At 71.0% G+C, this 18935-nt stretch carries 18 protein-coding genes; 11 read left to right on the forward strand and 7 right to left on the reverse strand.

The window, feature by feature from the left end:
* Positions 1-18: 18 nt before the first annotated feature.
* A complete protein-coding gene (locus tag AB4078_RS00860; RefSeq protein ID WP_441975595.1) occupies positions 19-477 on the reverse strand; it encodes a carboxymuconolactone decarboxylase family protein in 459 nt (152 codons plus the stop codon).
* A gap of 184 nt (positions 478-661) precedes the next feature.
* Between AB4078_RS00860 and AB4078_RS00865 the strand changes: the two genes are divergently transcribed.
* The 3 genes from AB4078_RS00865 to AB4078_RS00875 all read left to right on the forward strand — a co-directional run bounded on the left by AB4078_RS00865 (position 662) and on the right by AB4078_RS00875 (position 2543).
* The gene (locus AB4078_RS00865) at positions 662-1177 is read left to right on the forward strand and encodes a methylated-DNA--[protein]-cysteine S-methyltransferase (protein ID WP_441975596.1); all 516 of its coding nucleotides are present in this window, start codon (positions 662-664) and stop codon (positions 1175-1177) included.
* A gap of 92 nt (positions 1178-1269) precedes the next feature.
* Positions 1270-1755: a DUF222 domain-containing protein gene (locus AB4078_RS00870; RefSeq protein ID WP_441975597.1), complete on the forward strand. Its 486-nt coding sequence runs from the start codon at positions 1270-1272 to the stop codon at positions 1753-1755.
* Positions 1756-1790: 35 nt separating this feature from the next.
* Complete coding sequence (locus AB4078_RS00875; protein WP_441975598.1) at positions 1791-2543, forward strand: HNH endonuclease signature motif containing protein; 753 nt, start codon at positions 1791-1793, stop codon at positions 2541-2543.
* A gap of 321 nt (positions 2544-2864) precedes the next feature.
* Here AB4078_RS00875 and AB4078_RS00880 read toward each other — a convergent pair whose 3' ends face one another.
* Genes AB4078_RS00880 through AB4078_RS00895 form a run of 4 tightly spaced genes read right to left on the reverse strand, consistent with a single transcriptional unit; the run spans position 2865 to position 6793 of the window.
* Complete coding sequence (locus AB4078_RS00880) at positions 2865-3389, reverse strand: NADPH-dependent FMN reductase (RefSeq protein WP_441975599.1); 525 nt, start codon at positions 3387-3389, stop codon at positions 2865-2867.
* A gap of 28 nt (positions 3390-3417) precedes the next feature.
* The gene (locus AB4078_RS00885) at positions 3418-4746 is read right to left on the reverse strand and encodes an NtaA/DmoA family FMN-dependent monooxygenase (RefSeq protein WP_441975600.1); all 1329 of its coding nucleotides are present in this window, start codon (positions 4744-4746) and stop codon (positions 3418-3420) included.
* Positions 4743-6065 (reverse strand): O-acetylhomoserine aminocarboxypropyltransferase/cysteine synthase family protein, encoded by a 1323-nt coding sequence (locus AB4078_RS00890; RefSeq protein ID WP_441975601.1) that lies wholly within the window; start codon positions 6063-6065, stop codon positions 4743-4745. The genes AB4078_RS00885 and AB4078_RS00890 overlap by 4 nt, the downstream gene beginning before the upstream one ends.
* Positions 6062-6793, reverse strand: coding sequence for a GNAT family N-acetyltransferase (locus AB4078_RS00895; RefSeq protein WP_441975602.1), 732 nt, complete (start codon positions 6791-6793; stop codon positions 6062-6064). The genes AB4078_RS00890 and AB4078_RS00895 overlap by 4 nt, the downstream gene beginning before the upstream one ends.
* 269 nt (positions 6794-7062) lie before the next feature.
* Between AB4078_RS00895 and AB4078_RS00900 the strand changes: the two genes are divergently transcribed.
* The 8 genes from AB4078_RS00900 (at position 7063) to AB4078_RS00935 (ending at position 17076) form a co-directional block, all read left to right on the forward strand.
* On the forward strand, positions 7063-8130 hold the full coding sequence (locus AB4078_RS00900) for an ABC transporter permease (protein WP_441975603.1): 1068 nt from the start codon (positions 7063-7065) through the stop codon (positions 8128-8130).
* Positions 8127-9080 carry an ABC transporter permease gene (locus AB4078_RS00905; RefSeq protein WP_441975604.1) on the forward strand — a complete coding sequence of 318 codons (954 nt, stop codon included), beginning with the start codon at positions 8127-8129 and terminating at the stop codon, positions 9078-9080. The genes AB4078_RS00900 and AB4078_RS00905 overlap by 4 nt, the downstream gene beginning before the upstream one ends.
* Positions 9077-10774: a dipeptide ABC transporter ATP-binding protein gene (locus AB4078_RS00910; RefSeq protein WP_441975605.1), complete on the forward strand. Its 1698-nt coding sequence runs from the start codon at positions 9077-9079 to the stop codon at positions 10772-10774. The genes AB4078_RS00905 and AB4078_RS00910 overlap by 4 nt, the downstream gene beginning before the upstream one ends.
* Positions 10775-10836: 62 nt before the next feature.
* On the forward strand, positions 10837-12492 hold the full coding sequence (locus tag AB4078_RS00915; RefSeq protein WP_441975606.1) for an ABC transporter substrate-binding protein: 1656 nt from the start codon (positions 10837-10839) through the stop codon (positions 12490-12492).
* On the forward strand, positions 12492-13514 hold the full coding sequence (locus AB4078_RS00920) for an LLM class flavin-dependent oxidoreductase (RefSeq protein WP_441975607.1): 1023 nt from the start codon (positions 12492-12494) through the stop codon (positions 13512-13514). Before AB4078_RS00915 ends, AB4078_RS00920 begins: the two co-directional genes overlap by 1 nt.
* Positions 13515-13599: 85 nt before the next feature.
* Positions 13600-14790, forward strand: coding sequence for an LLM class flavin-dependent oxidoreductase (locus AB4078_RS00925; RefSeq protein WP_441975608.1), 1191 nt, complete (start codon positions 13600-13602; stop codon positions 14788-14790).
* Positions 14791-14809: 19 nt separating this feature from the next.
* Complete coding sequence (locus AB4078_RS00930) at positions 14810-16192, forward strand: NtaA/DmoA family FMN-dependent monooxygenase (protein ID WP_441975609.1); 1383 nt, start codon at positions 14810-14812, stop codon at positions 16190-16192.
* On the forward strand, positions 16189-17076 hold the full coding sequence (locus tag AB4078_RS00935; protein WP_441975610.1) for a DUF1684 domain-containing protein: 888 nt from the start codon (positions 16189-16191) through the stop codon (positions 17074-17076). Before AB4078_RS00930 ends, AB4078_RS00935 begins: the two co-directional genes overlap by 4 nt.
* A gap of 174 nt (positions 17077-17250) precedes the next feature.
* Here the strand turns inward: AB4078_RS00935 and AB4078_RS00940 are convergent, their stop codons facing one another.
* Both AB4078_RS00940 and AB4078_RS00945 read right to left on the reverse strand, forming a co-directional pair.
* Positions 17251-17787: a GNAT family N-acetyltransferase gene (locus AB4078_RS00940; protein WP_441975611.1), complete on the reverse strand. Its 537-nt coding sequence runs from the start codon at positions 17785-17787 to the stop codon at positions 17251-17253.
* Positions 17784-18932 carry an LLM class flavin-dependent oxidoreductase gene (locus AB4078_RS00945; protein WP_441975612.1) on the reverse strand — a complete coding sequence of 383 codons (1149 nt, stop codon included), beginning with the start codon at positions 18930-18932 and terminating at the stop codon, positions 17784-17786. Before AB4078_RS00945 ends, AB4078_RS00940 begins: the two co-directional genes overlap by 4 nt.
* Positions 18933-18935: the final 3 nt, after the last annotated feature.

An 18935-nucleotide genomic window follows, 5' to 3' on the forward strand; every position in this document is an offset into this window, starting at 1 on the left:
CGCCCCCTCCGACACCACTCAGACGATCGGGTGCTTGTCGTCGATCGGCGGCGCCATCTCGGTGGCGATGGCCACGCGGTTCCAGACGTTGATCGTGCAGATCGCCAGCACGAGGGCGCCGAGCTCGCCCTCGTCGAAGTGCTGCGCGGCAGCGTTCCAGATCTCGTCCGTCACGGTCTCCGGACCGAGCTGCGTGACGGCATCGGTCAGGGCGAGTGCCGCCAACTCCTTCTCGGCGAAGAAACCCCTGGCGTGCTGCCACGCGCCGACCGCGTGCAGGGTGCGCTGGGGGATGCCGCGCTTGGCGCCCTCGGTCGCGTGCATGTCGACGCAGAACCCGCATCCGTTCAGGATCGAGGCGCGCAGCTTGATCAGCTCGTACAGCCGCGGCTCCACGCTCTTGCGGGAGTACGCCTCCAGCCCGAGCACCGCGGCGTAGCCGAGCTTGTTGGTGCGGCCCATGTCGATCCTGGTCATCGTCGTTCCTCTTCCGGCCGACGCCCCGGCGGATCTCGTCGGCGTTCGTGCGGCTCTCATCAGGGATGTCGGAGCGCGGTGCGAAAGTGTGACACGGGTGCTGCATCGATCGCCGGATCGGTGTCGCGGGTGACGATCTGCGGGCGTTGTCCGCGATGTCGGATCCCCGGCGTACGATCGGCGCGTGACCTTCTCCGGCTCGATCGCGACGCCCGTGGGCGTGCTCTCCGTGCACAGCGACGGCACGGCGATCCGCCGGGTGCATTGGCCGCGCCGCGGGCATTCCACGCCGGCGGTTCCGGGCATGCCGTCCGACGCCGAGCGGGATCCGCTGCTCGCCGATGCCCTCGCCCAGCTCGGCGCCTACTTCGCGGGGGAGCGGGCCGTGTTCGACCTGCCGTTCGACCTCGGACCGCAGTCCGATGTCACGAACGCGGTGCTGCACGCGCTCTACGACACGGTCCTGCACGGCGAGACCGTGACCTACGGCGAGCTCGCCGAGCGCAGCGGCACGTCGGTCCCGGCCCGCGCGATCGGATCCATCATGGGAGCGAACCCGATCCCGATCATCGTGCCCTGTCATCGCGTGGTCGCGAGCGACGGCCTCGGCGGCTACTCCGGCGGTGCGCCCGGCGAGGGACTGCACACGAAGCGCTGGCTGCTCGAGCATGAGGGGGCGCTGCCGCAGGCGCTGTTCTGAGCCGGATCCGATCCTCGTCGGGTTCCGTTCCGCGATGGATCCGGCTGTGGAGAACTCTTCCAATCATCGAAGATATGTTCTATAATTGACGTATGGAGAAGCCCCTCGATCACTACCTCCGCCGCAGTGCGGAGATCGTCGGGGAGTGCGCAGAACTGGGCCGCGAGATCGCTCGGCTGCAGGCACGCCAGGTGGCTCTTGCCCACGAGCGCGTGGCGCTGCTGCTCGATGAGATCCGCCCCGGATCCGACGGGTTCGACGCGGCCGAGCGGTCGATGATCAGTGAGTTCTCGGTGGGCATGCACCTGTCCCGCTACGCCGCCGCGAAACTCCTCGCCACCGGGCATGCTCTGCACGAACGATTCCCCGTGACCTGCGCGGCACTCGAGACGGGGGAGGTCTCGCTCGGTCACGTGGAGGCGATCCTCGAAGCCGCCGCGGACATCCCCCATGACGACACCGGCACGCTGGCCGAATACGAGGCGCAGGTCGTGCCGTTCGCCGCCGCCGAATCGCGGGCGCGCACGAAGGCCTTCTCGCCGAGACCGTGGCCGCGGCGGTCGCTCCGGTCGCCCTGACCGAGGTGCACCGACGCGCCCACGATGATCGCGCTGTGAGCGTGACCGACGACGGCGCCGGGCAGGCCACGATGCACGCGACCGGGCCGGCGGCGCTCATCCACGCCGCGTTCGACCTGCTCACGCAGGAAGGCCGTGCCGTCCTCGACGCCGCCAAGCAGGAGGGTGCCGTCGAAGACGTGCGACGGCTGGACCAGGTGCGCTTCGACCGGTTCCTGCTGAAGATCCTCACCGGCCGCATCGCCGACGACGCCGACCTCCTCGACCGCGTCCATGCCACTGTTCAGGTCACGGTCGCAGAGACCACTCTTTCCGGCCACGATGACCGGATGGCGGAACTCGACGGGCGCGGGCCGATGGATCCCGACCTCGCCCGCCGCTTCGCCGCCGCCGCGTTCAGCTGGGAACGGCTCGAACTCGACGGCAGCGGAATGATCGTCCGGACCAGCCCGTACCGACCTCCGGAAGCGATGAAACGGTACCTTCGCGCCCGGGATCGGACCTGCCGGTTCCTGAACTGCCGGATGCCCGCCCGTCGATGCCAGATCGACCACAACCACGACTACGCCCGTGGTGGCCCCACCGATGCCGTGAACCTCGCGTGCTTCTGCGAGACCCACCACGCGCTCAAGCATCCCGACCTCGACCCGCGCTGGCGCTGGACCGCGCGACAGCGTCCTGGCGGCGTCATCGTCTGGATCAGTCCGTCCGGCGTCGAGTACACCGACGCACCACCGCCGCGCGTGATGTTCACGGATGCGGAAGAAAGCAGGGCCGACGCCGCCTGACACAGGCGGGCGTCGACCTGTCATCATCCCGTGGTGACCGCCATCACCCCGCAAGCCGCCTGCCACCAGCCGACTCGACCCGACCGGGTCAGAACCGGGCGGCGAACAGCTGCGCCCGGTGCGCGACCTCCAGACAGGCCGGCTCGAGCTGCACGCTCTTTGTTTCCGCACGAGGCGTTCCCGTACGAGGCGTTCCCGTACGAGGCGTCTCCGTACGAGGCACCTCCGCGCGAGGCGTCACTCCGGATCCGCGGCCCAGGATGGTCTCGGACGCGGCGACGGCGACAGAGGCCAGCGACTCGGCCGGGCGGAAGCGGCCGTTCATCGCCCTGTCTCCGCGCCGATGCCGAACGCGTGCCGGATCCGCGGCCACTCGGAATCGACCCACTGGCCGACGATGCTCGCACGATCCTCGACGGCAGCGGCAGGGAACGCCAGCCCGCGGGTGGGTACGCTCGCGCCGAGCTCCACGAGGAGCGGCCGAAGGGTCGTCTCCACCGCGAGCGCATGCGTCGGGGCCCCGATCGTGAGCACGGGCACCGCGGTGAGACTGCGCAGCCCGTCGGATCCGTAGCGGTCCAGGAACGCCTTCAGCAGGCCCGTGTAGGCGGCCTTGTACGTGGGGCTCGCGATCACCGCCACGTCCGCGGTCGCCACCCGGTTCAGCAGGTCGTCGAGCCTGGGCTCGGGGAAGCGGAAGAGCGCGTCCGCGACGTCCGCGAGGTCGATCGTGGCGTCGATGTCCGCGCCGCTGCGCGCACCGAGCAGGGCCGCCACCTCCTCGGCGACGAGACGGGTGCGCGAAGCGGGCTGGGGGTTTCCCACCAGCACTGCGATCCGGGTCATGGGTTTGCCTCCGAGAGTGAAGTCATGGTCAGAACGACGTCAGGTTGGCGCGCAGACCGCCGTCGGCATAGCCGTCGCGCAGGATGCCACGGCGACGAAGCACCGGCACCAGCTCATCGAGGGTGCGGTGGATCGTGACCGGGTGGAGATCGCCGGAGAAGATGAGGCCGTCGTTGTCGGCGTCGTCGCCGAGCGCTTGGATGACATCGGCGATCTCCTCCGCGGTGCCGACCGTTCCACCGCGCCCGTCGGTGATGCGGCTCAGCCGCGCCTTGCCGGCCAGGATCTCTCGCAGCGGCACCCCGTCGAAGGACTCATGGTGACCGAGCAGTCCCCGAATCGTGCCCTTCGACACGTGATCGCCGAACACGGCGGCCGGATCCAGGGGACTGTCCAGATCGAACGCCGTCAGATCCGTCTCCAGGTCGCTGGACCAGGCCTCCGCGACCTCCCGAAGCACAGCCTCGCCAGGGGACAGCGACGCCTGCACGATGCGGTCGGCTTCTTCGACGCTCGCTGCGACGATCGGCTTGAACACGAACAGGATCGAGATGTCCTCAGGACTGCGACCCTGCGCGGCCGCAGCCTCGTGCACGCGTGCACGGTACGCCCGGACGCTCTCGACGTCCAGATTCGACAGCGCGAGCTGGATCTCGGAGTTGCGTCCGGCGAAATCGATCCCGCGCGGCGACCCGCCGGGTGAGGCGACGATGGGATCCCCGGCCGACAGCGGCTCGGCGTTGAGCGGCCCGTCGAACGAGAAGTACTGCCCTCGGTGCTGCACGGCTCGGATCTTGGATCCGTCGGCGTACACCTGCGAGATCGGGTCGGCGATGAGCGCGTCGTCGTCCCAGCTGTGCCAGAGCAGCCGCAACGCGTCCAGCCACTCCTGCGCCCTGTCGTAGGCCTGATCGTGCGGCAGCCGGTCGGTGCCGAAGTGATGGGCGCTGCCGACGTCCGTGACCACGTTGAGACCCAGGCGGTTGCCGCTCAGATGTGCGAGCGATGCGAACTGCCGTGCCGCGAGGTAGGGCGGGTACGCCGCGGGATTCGCCGTCGGGATCACACCGAGGTGGCTGGTCGCCGCGAACAGGTACGGGGCAAGTGTCCAGGGGTCGTGCTTGGGGCCGCCGTACGCCTTGCGCACCCGCAGATCCAGCGTCGCGGGGGTGATCCCGACCGACAGTGCGTCCTCGATGAGGACGAAATCGAACCCGGCCTGCTCCAGGTCCCGAGCGGACTGCTGATAGATGTCGGGACGCTGCCAGGCGTAGTTCCATTCCTGGTACGGGCGGGCCCAGCCGTGCGGGCCGAAGCCGCGTGACAAGAACCAGCCGAAGTGCTGGGGACGGGTCATCTCACTCCTGCTCTCGTGAGGATCTCCGCCTCGGACGCCACGGTGAGCGCCTGATCGAGGTCGGCGATGAGGTCTTCCGGATCCTCCAGCCCGATCGACAGGCGCAGCAGCCCCTGCCCGATGCCGGCCGCGGCGAGCTCGGTCTCGCCGCGCAGCACGTGCGTCGTCGAAGCCGGGTGCAGCACGAGCGAACGGGTGTCGCCGAGATGAGTCATCCGGGTGAACAGGCCCAGCGCATCCGTGAACGCGCGCGCGGCATCGCGCCCGCCGTGCACGGTGACGGAGAGGACGGCGCCGTGGCCCCGCGGGAGGTAGTGCTCGGCGAGCCGTCGCTGCGGGCTCGATGACAGGCCGCAGTAGTCCACCGATGCGACCGCCGGGTGGCTCTCCAGCCACTGGGCGAGGCGCAGGGCCGTCGCCGACTGCCGCTGCACGCGCGGGGACAGCGTTTCGATGCCCTGCAGGATCAGGAAGGCGTTGAACGGAGAGGGCGTGGGACCGTAGCGCATCGCGACGTGCCTGGCCTGCTCCAGGAACGCGCCCGCTCCCGAGCGCTCGACCCGGGTCAGCCCGTCCGCCCCACGGTCGACGGCGAGCTGTGGGTACCGGGTGGCCTGGGCATCCCAGGGAAAGCGTCCGCCGTCGACGATGACACCGCCGAGCACGGTGCCGTGACCGGCGAGGAACTTGCTCGCCGAGTGCACCACGACGTCCGCGCCGTGCTCGATCGGACGCAGCAGGTAGGGCGTCGCCAGTGTGTTGTCGACGATGAGGGGGATCCCATGCCCGTGGGCGATCGCGGCGACGCCGGCGATGTCGAGCAGTTCGTTCTTCGGGTTCGCGATCGATTCGGCGAACAGTGCGCGGGTCTCCGCCCGGATCCCGGCCTCCCAGGCGGCGAGGTTGTTCAGCTCCGAGACGAACGAGGTGTGCACGCCCAGGCGGGAGAGGTCGTCGCGCAGAAGCTCTCGGGTGCCCTCATAGATGCTCGGTGAGGCGAGGATGTGATCGCCCGCGGAGACGAGGGACAGGAGCGTGACCGCCACGGCCGCTTGCCCGCTGCCCACCAGGAGGGCTCCGGCACCGGACTCCAGATCGGCGATGCGACGTTCTGCAGCGGCATTCGTGGGATTCGACACCCGGGTGTAGGAGAACCCGTCCGCGGACCCCGCGAACCGTGCGTGCGCCTCGTCGAAATCGTCGAACACGAAACCTGCACTGAGGTGGATCGGCGTGGCACGCGGCCGATGCGGATCAGCGGAGTCGGCGCCCGCGTGCAGCTGCCTGGTCGCGAAGCCGAGGACGGCGGGGCGGGTCATCGCGTCTCCGCAAGCACGCGGTCGTCCGCGGCGGCGGGCGTGCGGACAGCGAGAAAAGTGGTGTGCCGGCGCAGGACGAACCCGAGGCGCTCATAGACGCGGATGGCTCCGACGTTCGTCGCCGCCGCGTGCAGCAGCGCCTTGTCTCCGCGCCGCTGGATGTGGAAGGCGACATCGAGGACGAGACGCGATGCGATGCCCTGACCGCGGTGCTCCGCATCCGTCGAGACCGCGCTGATCTCCGTCCACCCCTGCGGATGCAGTCGTTCCCCGGCCATCGCGATGAGGCGGCCCCCGCGCCGGATCCCGATGTAGCGACCCAGTTCGACCGTGCGAGGACGGAAGGGGCCCGGCTGGTTGCGCTCGACGAGGGCGAGCATCTCGGGAACGTCGTCAGCACCCAGCTCGATCGCATCGTCGTCCGGGACTGGCCGCAGCGCGTCGGTCTGCACCAGCTGCACTCCCTCGCCACGGCCGAGCTCCTCCCACCCCACGGGGAGTGCGGGATCGGCGCCCGAGATGCCGATCTCCTGCCCGGGGCCGACCAGCTCGGCGAGGGCCTGCCACACGGTCGGGTCCTCCCAGGTGCGCACCGCGACGAAGGGGGCGACGTCGGACGGATACCGGCGCACCAGGTCGCCGCCGAGCGCGAAGGTCGCGTGCGGGCCGGTCAGTGCATGCCACGCCGGGTTGTCGAGCACGTGGTCGCCCGAGGTTGTGGATGCCATGACGCGGATCCCTCTCCTGCATTCGTTGGGTCAGGGACACCCACAGTAGGTACCGCGTGGTGATCTCGGCGAGGGGTGCAGCCGACTATGTCGCCCGGTGACACGATGCGACGCCGCGTGACGGAGCACGACGGTTCTTGACCGTCTGCATCAGCCCATGACCCCTGCTCGCGACCCGTGCCGCCGCCGATGGGAGCATCGCTCGAACGGAGCCCTCGTGCTCCGCAGATTCCCCGGATCCATGCTGCGAAGCGCGAAAGGAGCACCCCATGTCGACAGCGAATTCGTCTCGATCGGCCGTTGCGCGCTATGTCGCATCGAGACTCGGCCAGGCAGTGATCGTGCTGTGGGCCGCGTACACGGTGTCGTTCCTCGTGCTCTACGCGCTGCCCAGCGATCCGGTGGCGCTCAAGACCGGCGGCGACGCCAGCGACATCACCCCGGAGCAGCTCGCCGCGCTGAAGGCGAAGTACGGGCTCGATCGGCCCCTCCTCGTGCAGTACGTGCTGCGCCTGGGCCACGCGCTCAAGGGCGACCTCGGCACGTCGATCGACACGGGGCGACCCGTCTCGCAGGTGATCGGCGAGGCGATCCCGCCGACGCTGCAGCTGGCGGGCCTCGGCTTCGCCATCGCCGTGCTCACCGGCGCCGCGCTCGCCGTGGTCGCGACGTTCGTGCGCAGCCGCGCGCTGTCGACCTTCCTGCTCGGGCTGCCACCGCTCGGCGTCGCGATCCCGGCGTTCTGGTTCGGGCTGATCCTCATCCAGCTGTTCTCGTTCCAGCTGCCGCTGTTCCCCGCGATGGGAGACCGCGGCTTCCCCTCACTCGTGCTCCCGTCCATCGCCCTCGCGCTGCCGACCGGAGCGATGATCGCCCAGCTGCTGTCGAAGAGCCTCACGGCCGCGCTGCGCGAGCCCTACATCGACACCGCTCGCGCCAAAGGTGCGGGGGGTGCCCGGATCCATCTGGGCCACGCGCTGCGCAACGCCGCGCTGCCGGCGCTGACGGTGACGGGACTCATCGTCGGTCAGCTGCTCAGCGGCACGGTCGTCACCGAGACGGTCTTCTCCCGGCCGGGCATCGGCCGGGTCACCGCGACGGCCGTGCAGCAGCAGGACATCCCCGTGGTCCAGGGTGTCGTGCTGTTCGCCGCTGTCGTCTTCGTCACCGTGAATCTCGTCGTGGATCTGATCTATCCGCTCCTGGATCCGCGGATCGAGCTGACATCGGCGCCGCGCCGCCGGCGTCGCCCGCGCGCCGCGACCCCCGCCACGACCCCCGCTCCCGCAGAGTCGACCTCGGTCGACATCGACGCCGTCCTGGAAGAAGTCCGATGAGCGACACCGTTGCCCTGCTGCCCGACGGCACCCAGCACCCCGCGGACGGATTCGGCGGGACGGCCGCGAACCGGTTCGACGACGCGGTCGCGGAGCGCGCCTCGCACCGCGGACGCGAGGCGTCCAGCCCGCGCAGGCGGAGCTGGTTCGCCCGGCGCCCGGCGGCCGCGGCCTCCCTGCTCTGGTTGGCCGTCGTGCTCGTCGCCGCGGTCGCACCGGTTCTGCTCGCTCCTGGTGATCCGCTGGCCGGCGTCCCCGCCGACCACTTCCAGGCGCCCTCCGCGGCGCACTGGTTCGGTACCGACCAGATCGGGCGCGACCTCTACACCCGGGTCGTGCACGGCACCTCGTTGACGATCAGCGCCGCGTCGCTGGCCGTGGCCGTGGGTGTGGTCGCGGGATCCGCGATCGGCCTGCTGAGCGGTTTCGCCGGTGGCCGGACCGACGCCGTCCTGATGCGGGCCGCGGACGTGCTCCTGGCGATCCCGAGCCTGCTGCTCTCACTCGCCGTCATCACGGCTCTGGGCTTCGGAACCGTCAACGTCGCGATCGCCGTCGGTATCGCGAGCGTCGCCTCGGTGTCGCGCATCATGCGCGCCGAGGTCATCAAGGTGCGCGGCTCCGCCTACGTCGAGGCCGCGCGCGCCTCGGGCAACAGCTGGATCCGGGTGCTTCTCCGGCACGTGCTGCCCAACTCCACCGGGCCGGTGATGGCCCTCGGCGTGCTCGAGTTCGGGGGCGCGATCCTCGCCGTCTCCGCGCTCAGCTTCCTCGGATACGGCGCGCCCGCGCCTGCGCCCGAATGGGGCGCCCTGGTGTCCGGCGGCCGCGACTTCCTCCGCAACGCCTGGTGGCTCACCACCTTCCCGGGACTCGTCATCGCCCTCACCGTCCTCGCCGCGAACCGACTCGCACGGGGGCTCGACACCGAACGGACGGACGGATCATGAACGCGCAGAGCCCGCTGCTGGAGATCGAGTCGCTGTCGGTGGCGTACCGGACGTCGCGCGGACGCGTCGACGCAGTGCGCGACGTGAGCCTGTCGGTCGCGCCCGGCGAGACCGTCGCGATCGTCGGCGAATCCGGATCCGGCAAGTCCACGACCGTGCACGCCGTGATCCGGCTGCTCCCCGGTGCGGCGGACATCGCCTCCGGCGCCATCCGATTCGACGGAGTCGACCTGGCCGCGGCGTCGAACGCGGCATTGCGCTCGGTGCGCGGACGCCGGATCGGGTTCGTGCCGCAGGACCCGACGGTGAGCCTCAACCCGGTTCAACGCATCGGCACGCAGGTCGCCGAGGTGCTGCGCGTGCACGGGCTCGCCGATCGGCAGGGCGCCGCGGAGCGCGCGGTGCAGGCGCTGGAGCGCGCCGGGCTCCCCGATGCCGCGCTGCGCGCCCGCCAGTATCCGCACGAGTTGTCCGGAGGGATGCGGCAGCGCGTTCTCATCGCGATCGCGATCGCGGCCGACCCGCAACTGATCATCGCCGACGAGCCGACGAGCGCGCTCGACGTCACCGTGCAGCGGCAGATCCTCGACCATCTGGACGGGCTCAAGCGCGAGCGCGGGGCGAGCCTGCTGCTCATCACGCACGATCTCGGCGTCGCCGCGGACCGCGCCGATCGCATCATCGTGATGTCCCAGGGCCGCATCGTCGAGGAGGGCACCCCCGAGCAGGTGCTGCTGGCGCCCGAGCATCCGTACACCCGCCAGCTGATCGCGGCCGCCCCCGGCCTGAACGCGCGTCACGAGCCGGTGATCGCCGCAGCCTCAGCGCCGGTCGTGCTGCGCGGACGCCCCGGCGATCCCTTCGCCGCCCGGGATGCGGGAGTGCCGCCGACCAGCCCGGCGATCGTCGAGCCCGTGCTGGAAGTCGACGCGCTCGTGAAGGAGTTCGCGGTGCCCGGGACGGGCGGGGCCGTGCAGCGCGCCGTCGACGGCGTCGGCTTCCGGATCGAACGCGGCCAGACGCTCGCCCTGGTCGGCGAGTCGGGGTCGGGCAAGACGACCACCGCCCGGCTGGCGCTGCGCCTCACCGACCCGACCTCCGGCACCGTCCGGTTCGACGGCGCCGACGTCACCGCACTCCGCGGCGCGGAGCTGCGACAGCTGCGCCGCCGGGTGCAGCTCGTGCAGCAGAATCCCTATGCCGCGCTGAATCCGCGGCTGACCATCGAGCGCATCATCAGCGACCCGCTGATCGCGTACCGTCTCGGAGACCGGGCCCAGCGCCGCGCCCGCGCCGCGGAACTCGTCGACGTCGTCGCACTGCCTTCCTCGGTGCTGCAGCGCAAGCCCTCGGAGCTGTCCGGCGGGCAACGGCAGCGCGTCGCGATCGCCCGCGCGCTCGCGATCTCGCCCGAGCTCATCGTGCTGGACGAGCCCGTCTCCGCCCTCGACGTGTCGATCCAGCACCAGATCCTCACGCTGCTCAGCACCATCCAGCGCGAATTCGGCCTCAGCTACCTCTTCATCTCGCACGACCTCGCTGTGGTCCGGCAGATCGCGCACACCGTCGGCGTCATGCAGCGCGGTCGCATCGTCGAGTCCGGCACCGCGCGGGAGATCTTCGACCACCCGCGCACCGAGTACACCCGCACCCTGCTCGACGCGATCCCCGGCGGCCTGCGGATCGCCCTCTGACCATCTCCCACCCGATTCCCCCTCCGTCCCGCACCGGACCGCACCCCCACCAAGGAGCCACCATGAACCCGACCCGAACGGCGTCGCGCCCGCGCACCGCCCTGCGCCTGCGAACGACCGCGCTCGCCTCGATCGCCGTCATCGCCGGCCTCGCCCTCAGCGCCTGCGCGCCCGCGGCGCCCGCGGCCGCACCGACGAGTGCCGGGGCCAAGCCCGTCGACGGCGGGGCGCTCACGTTCGCGATCGCCAACGACCCGATCTCCCTGAACCCCTCCGGGATCGGCTCCGGCAACGACACCTGGTACGTCACCCGGCAGCTGGTCGACTCCCTGCTCTACCAGAACCCCCAGACCGGCGAGCTCGAGCCGTGGCTCGCCACCTCCTACAAGAGCAACGCCGACGCGACGTCGTTCACCTTCGAGCTGCGCCACGGCGTCACCTTCTCCGACGGCACGCCGTTCACCGCGGCGAACGTCAAGGCCACCTTCGACGACATCCAGACCGGGGGTGCCCTGACGCAGACGACCAGCAACTTCGTCGGCTACAAGGAGACCAAGGTCATCGACGACGACACGGTCGAGGTCGACTTCAGCACCCCGAACGCCGCGTTCCCGAACTCGACGGCCAGCGTCGGCCTGGGCATCGTCGGCAACGCCACCCTCGCCGTGCCCTTCGCCAACCGCGCCGACGGCAAGGCCATCGTCGGCACCGGCCCGTTCACGCTCGACAGCTACACCAAGAACGTCTCGACCGTGCTCACCGCCCGCAAGAACTACGCCTGGGCGCCCAAAGCGCTCGGCAACAACGGTCGCGCCCATCTCGACACCGTCACGTTCCAGGTCGCGCCCGAGGCGGGCGTGCGCACCGGCAGCCTGACCAGCGACCAGGTCGATGTCATCGGCGGCGTCCAGCCCACCGATGTGCAGACGCTTCAGGACGCCGGGTACCCGCTGATCTCGCGTGGCAATCCCGGCATCAGCTTCGGGCTCTCGTTCAACCTGGCCCGCCCCATCGTCTCGGACATCGCCGTGCGGGAGGCCATCTCCGCGGCGATCGACCCGACCGTCGTGCGGGACACCGCCCTGAACAAGCTCTTCAACGTCGCCACGAGCACGCTGGCGAAGAACACGCCGTCCTGGGCCGACGAGAGCAAGCACTTCTCCTACGACCCGAAGCACGCCGGGACGCTCCTCGACAAGGCGGGCTGGACCAAGGGCGCGAACGGGATCCGCACCAAGGGCGGCACCCCGCTGACGCTGCAGTTGGCGTGGATCACGAACTTCGGGCCGAACCAGACCTCGCTCGAACTGATCCAGCAGCAGCTCAAGAAGGTCGGCATCGACGTGGTCCTCTCCGGCAGCACCGTGCCCGAGTTCCTCGCGAAGCAGGCGTCGGGCGACTTCGACATCGTGTGGGGCAACCTCTCCCGCGCCGACGGCGATGTGCTGCGCACTCAGTACTCCAAGGCCACCACGAAGCTGCACATCGACGACCCCGAGCTCGAGACGCTGCTGCAGGGGCAGCTGGCGGCGGGCAACCCCGCCGCGCGCGACAAGATCCTCGCCGAGGCGCAGGCGCGCATCGCGGCGCAGTACTACCAGATCCCGGTGCACGAGCTCACCTCGATCCTGTCGACCCAGTCCACCGTGCACGGCATCAGGCTCGGAGCGGACTCACGCCTGGACTCGCTGGTCTCCGCCTGGAAGGACGCACACTGATGAGCACCGCGACCATTGCCTCCGCCGGCTTCACCCTGGCCGGGAACTACCCCGAGGCCGATCCCACGGCAGGACTCGAGGACACGCTGCGGCTGTTCGAGTTCGCCGAGGAGATCGGTCTGCAGGTGGCCGGAATCCGCCAGCGCCATCTCGAGCGCGGCGTCTCGTCGGCGCTGACCTTCCTCGCCGCAGCCACGCAGCGCACCGAGCGGATCCGCCTGGAGACGGCGGTGGTGCCGCTCGGCTACGAGACGCCGTTCCGCCTCGCTGAGGACTTCGGCACGGTCGATGCCCTGTCGAACGGCCGGTTGAACGTCGGAGTCAGTTCGTCGGCGCCGCACGGGGCGCTGCTGCGACACCTCGGCCGCATCGAGGACGACGGCGACGTCGACGCCTACGTCCTGATCGGACGCTTCCTCGAGGCGCTGGAAGGCCATGCGCTCGGCGCGGACATCCCCACGCCGTACGGCCCGCAGACCCCGCGGGTGCAGCCGCACATCGCGGGGCTGCGGGATCGGGTGTGGCTCGGCGGCGGCTCCGCCCGCTCGGTGCGGTGGGCCGCCGACCAGGGACTCAAGCTCCTGCTCGGGAACATCACGGCGGCTGCGGGAGCCGCCTCCTTCGAGGACGCGCAGCGCGCCCACATCGACGACTACCACGCGCACTTCGCCGGCGCCGGCACCGGGTCGGTCGGCGTCGAGCGGGTGATCCTGCCGATCGACACTGCCACGGCCGGCCAGCGCGACCGCTACACCGCGTTCGCGGAGAGCAGGCAGGCGCGCACCGAGCAGCCCACGAACGGGCACCTGTTCCAGCGGGATCTGTTCGGCACCGCCGACGAGATCGTCGAGCGGCTCGCGTCCGACCCCGCGATCGACGGCCTCACCGAACTGCGCATCGCGCTGCCGTATGCGCTGTCGCTCGACGACTACCGGCAGATCCTCTCCGACATCCGCCACGCGGTCCTGCCCCGACTCGGCTGGGTGCCGGCCGCCGGAGCACTCGCCTCGGCCGCCGCGTAGCGGGTCCCCCTCGATCGTCCCCTCGACCGTCCCAGACACATCAACCGTCCCAGACACATCGACCGTCCCAGACAAGGAGCACATCATGAGTTCACGACTTCGCGTCGGCGTCGCCCTCGAGGGCGCCGGCTGGCACCCTGCCGCCTGGCGGGAGCCGTCATCGCGGCCCGCCGAGCTGTTCACCCCCGGGTACTGGACCGACCTCGTCCGCACCGCGGAGGAAGGGCTCCTCGACTTCGTCACGATCGAGGACTCCCTCGCGCTGCAGTCCTCGGATCCCGTCCGCGGGGACGAACGCACCGACGAGGTGCGCGGACGCCTGGACGCCCTGCTGATCGCGTCCCGTGTGGCGCCCGTCACCTCTCGCATCGGGCTGATCCCGACCGTGACGACCACGCACACCGAGCCGTTCCACGTCTCCACGGGCATCGCCACGCTCGACTTCGCGAGCGAGGGTCGCGCAGGGTGGCAGGTGAAGGTGTCCGGGCGGGCCGACGAGGCCGCCCATTTCGGGCGCCGCGCGCACCCCGGCGATCAGATCGTCTGGGGCGATCCTGCCTTCGACGCTCTGGTCGGCGAGCTCTTCGACGAGGCCGCCGACCACGTCGAGGTCGTTCGGCGGCTCTGGGACAGCTGGGAGGACGACGCCGAGATCCGCGACGTCGCGACCGACCGGTTCCTCGACGCCGACAAGGTGCACGAGATCGACTTCGAGGGCCGCTGGTTCAGCGTGCGAGGGCCGTCGATCACTCCGCGCCCGCCCCAGGGGCAGCCGGTCGTCGCCGCGCTCGCGCACGCCGAGGTGCCCTACCGGCTGGCCGCGCGCTCGGCGGACCTCGTCTTCGTCACCCCGGCCGACGCGACGCACGCGGAACGGATCCTGACGGAGGTCGCCGCCGCCGCGGACGGCCGCGGGGGAGAGCCCCTCCAGGTCTTCGCCGATCTCGTGGTGTTCCTCGACGATCCGGACGGGGAGTCCGCCGCCGATCGACTCCGGCGTCTCGACGCCCTCGGCCGCCCGCTCGCGAGCGACGCGCGCGTCTTCACCGGCTCCGCACCCGAGCTCGCCGACCTCGTCGCCCAGCTCGGAGCCCTCGGATACGCCGGGGTCCGCCTGCGGCCCGGGGTGCTGACCGACGACCTGCCCCGCATCGCCGGCGCGTTCGCCGCGGAGCTGCGCGCACGCGGCCTCTTCCACGACGCCTACGAGGCGGGCACCCTGCGCGGGCTGCTCGGCCTGCCTGAGCACGTCCCCAGTCGCTACGCCGCCGTCTGACCGATCAGAGGAGAACACCATGACCACGAGAGCACGCAAGCAGATCATCCTCGCCGCGTATGTCGGCGGAGTGAACGAGCACACCCTGTGGGAGCACCCGGAGGCGGGCAGTCAGATCGACTTCTCCACGTTCCGGCACGTCGCGCAGACGGCCGAGCGTGGGCGCTTCGACTACTTCTTCCTGGCGGAGGGGCTCGCCCTGCGCGCCAGGGCAGGCCGCATCTTCGACCACGACATCGCCGGACGCCCCGACACGCTCGCCGTGCTCGCGGCGCTGGCCGCGGTGACCGACCACATCGGCCTGGTGGGCACGCTGAACGCGACGTTCAACGAGCCCTACGAGCTCGCCCGCCAGATCGCCAGCCTGGACCATCTGTCGGGCGGTCGGGCCGGATGGAACGTCGTCACCTCGTTCGACGCGTTCACCGGCGCGAACTTCCGCCGTGGCGGCTTCCTTCCGCACAGCGAACGCTACGTGCGCGCGGAGGAGACCGTCGCCACCATCCGCCGGCTGTGGGACTCGTGGGCCGAGGAGGCGATCGTCGCAGACAAGGCGACGGGCGTCTTCCTCGCGGACGCCGACGCCGGCGCGTTCGCCCAGTCCAGCACGCAGTTCGACATCGCGGGCCGTTTCACCGTGCCGCGCAGCCCGCAGGGGCGCCCGGTCATCGTGCAGGCCGGGGTCTCGCCGCAGGGCCGGGACTTCGCGGCCTCCACGGCGGACGCGATCTTCTCGCCCTACGCGACGCTCGCCGAGGGCAAGGCGTTCTCCGCCGACATCCGGGAGCGCGCGGCCCGTTTCGGTCGCGGACCGGACGAGATCAAGATCCTGCCCGCGGCGGGATTCGTGATCGGGGACTCGGCCGCGGACGCCGAGGAGAAGGCCCGCCACATCCTGGAGCAGCAGCTCACGGACAAGACCATCCAGGTCACCTTCGAGCAGGTATGGAACCGCGACCTGTCGGCCTACGACCCCGACGGACCACTGCCGGACGTGGACCCGGATCCCGAAGCTCCGCCGATCATCCAGGGCCGCGCCTTCGTGTTCCAGGACCGGTTCGAGACGGTGCGCAGATGGCGTGAACTCGCCGACGAGCGGGGTCTCACGCTGCGCGGCCTCGCGCACGAGATCAGCCGCGGACCGGGATACGTGGGCACTGCTGTGCAGGTCGCCGATCAGCTCGACGCGTTCGTGCAGGAGGACGGCGGAGACGGTGTCGTGCTCGGCTCCCACCTGGTTCCGTCGGGGCTCGACGAGTTCGTCGACGAGGTCGTGCCGCTGCTGCAGGAGCGCGGTTCGCTGCGCAGCGAGTACGGCGGCACGACGCTGCGCGCGAACCTGCGCCTGCCGTTGCCGGCGCGCGCCGAGGAGCTCGCCGGGGCGACGGAGACGGCACGATGACGCTCCCTACCCCGGTGGAGACAACGCCCGCGCAGACGGCAGACGCGTTCGCGCGGGAGTGGGAGGACTGGCACGAAACGCATGAGGAGCGCCGTGCCGACCCGCACGGGTTCCTCGCCGTCAGCGGCCTGTTCTGGCTGACGGCGGAAGCGCGCCGCTTCCCCGGGCTGCCCGGCGAGTGGTTCACCGGCGTCACCGGGCCCGTCGTGGTCCTCGCGGACGGCGAAGCCCTCACGGTCGACGGCGCCGAGGTCACGGACACGCACGCGTTCGGCCCCCTCGCGGAGCGCGACGGCGTGACGGTCGGGTTCGAGGGAGGCGTCGTCGAAGTCGCCAAGCGTGGCGGACGGGACATCCTGCGGCCGCGCCGCCCCGACTTCCCGTTCCTGTCCGCCTACACGGGGACAGCCGCATTCCCGCCCGACCCGCGCTGGCGGATCCCGGGCCGGTTCGTCCGGTTCGTCGCGCCGAGGGCGATCGAGGTCGGTGCAGCCGTCGACGGCATCAGCCACGTGTACGACTCCCCGGGCTACGTCGAGTTCCTCGTCGACGACGAGCCGTTCCGGCTGCTCGCGTTCGACGGGCACCGACCCGGTTCGCTGTTCGCGTTGTTCACCGACGCGACCAGCGGCGTCACCACGTACGCCGCGAACAGGACCGTGTCGTTCGAGGTGGCCGAGGGCTCCGACGCGGCCGTGGTCGACTTCAACCGGGCGACCAACCTGCCGTGCGCGTACACCGACTTCGCCACCTGCCCGCTGCCTCCCGCGGAGAACCGGCTCCGCATCGCGGTGACGGCGGGAGAGCAGACGCCGGACCGACGTGTGCACGGCGAGGTCTCCGCCGAGGGCCTGATCCCAGCCGAACACCCCGGGGGTCGTTGAGCGAGCGCAGCGAGACGAAACGCGGTGCTCTCGCGAGGGCACCGCGTTTCGTCTCGGTCGCGCTGCGCGCGTCCTCGCTCAACGACCCCAGTACTTTCGGACCCATCGCTCTGAGTACCCGACCTCGGCGCTGAGTCTTGGGTGCCGCGTCGACAGTGCTCTCCGCAGGCTACGTCATGCGTCGGAGGTCTCCGCCGGCGCGATGTCGAGGCCGAACGCCAGAAGCTCGAGGAACACCCCTGGCTCGACCTCGACGCTCTGCTCGCGTTCGTGCAGCCTGCGGAAGCCGAGCTTCGCGTAGAGGGCGTGCGCACCCGTCATCTCAGGTCCGCTGTTCATGACCACTCGTTCGGCCCGCCGCTCGGCGGCGAGGGCGATGACATGCCGGGTGAGGGCCTCCCCGACGCCGCGTCCGCGGGCCGTCGGTGCCACGGCGAGCTGGCGGAAATCGAGTTCGCCGTCGCGCGCCACCTCCGACAGATGCGCACCGGCGCGCGGGACCCAGACACTACCGACGATCACATCCGTCTCCAGCGCGACCCATATGTCTCCCAGCGCCGCGCGCGCGGCCACGTCGCGCAGCGACCGGAGGTACGCGGCCGACAGCTCGGAGTAGCTCGAGACGTAGGCGTCCTCGGTGAGGCGCCCGACGATTCCGTACTCGTCGGGCACGGCGAGCCGGATGGCGAGCGCCGTCGCTGTCGGGCTCATCGCCCGCGCGCCGTCTCGAGGACCCGGGGTGCGCTGCTCTCGGAACCCCATGCGTCGGCGAGCAGCGCGAACGAGCGCTCGCGGTCCCGGGGGTCGTGCGTGATCGTGGTGAGCAGCAGCTCGTCGGCGCCGGTCACGCGCTGGAGGGTGTCGAGCCGCTCCACGACGGTCTCCGCGTCGCCCACGAAACGGGTGTCGAGGCGGTCGCCGACCACGCCGAGCAGGTCGGCCGGGTACGGTGCGACGAGGGCATCGTCGGGGTGCGGGTAGGCGATCGCCCCCTGGCCCGCGCGGATGCTGTGCACCCACTCTGCGTACCCGCGGCCGATGCGCTCCGCCTCGGTCGCCGTATCCGCGACGAGCACGTCGGCCGAGACGATCACGCGCGGCTCGGCGAGTGCGCCAGGCCGGAAGGCACGCCGATAGGCCTGCACAGCGTCGAGCACGAAGCTGCCCGCGACGTGGAAGTTGGCGCCGAACGGCAGCCCGAGACGCCCGGCGAGCTCGGCGCTGATCCCCGCAGTGCTGCCGTGCAGCCACACCTGGATGTCCTGCCCCTCGGCCGGCGTCGCGTGGATCGGCACGCCCTCGGGGGCGATGTAGGTGCCCGCGATGAGCGCGAGGATGTCGAGCACGTCCTGCTCGAACCGGTCGGCGTCGCCTGCGGTGCGGCGCAGCAACCGTGCCTGTGCGGCGAACCGGGCGGAGTCGAAGGCGAACGGCTTCGCGGCCGGCAGCAGCAGACCGTCCACGACGCGGGCCTCCGCAGGGGCCGATGCGCTCGGAGCTGAGGGGCGCGATGTGGATCCGGATCGGCCGATGCCGAGGTCGAAGCGCCCGGGGTGGAGGGCGGCCACGACGCCCGCGGCCTCCACCACCTGGAGGGCCGCGTAGTTGCCGATGATGGTCGCGGCGGTGCCGATCCTGATGCGCTCGGTCGCCGCAGCGATCGCCGCGAGCAGCACGTGCGGGGCGGCGCCGGCGACGCCGGGGTTCAGGTGGTGCTCGGCGAGCCAGAAGCGGTGGTAGCCGAGTCGTTCCGCGGTCTGCGCGAGCGCGATCGTGTCGCGGAGGCCCTGGCCCGCGGTCGACCCTTCGCCGAACGGGGAGAGCTCGAGGATGCTGAGCGGTGCACGGTTGGTCATGTG

This window comes from Microbacterium sp. 2MCAF23 (assembly GCF_052115565.1).
Classification (GTDB): Bacteria; Actinomycetota; Actinomycetes; order Actinomycetales; family Microbacteriaceae; genus Microbacterium.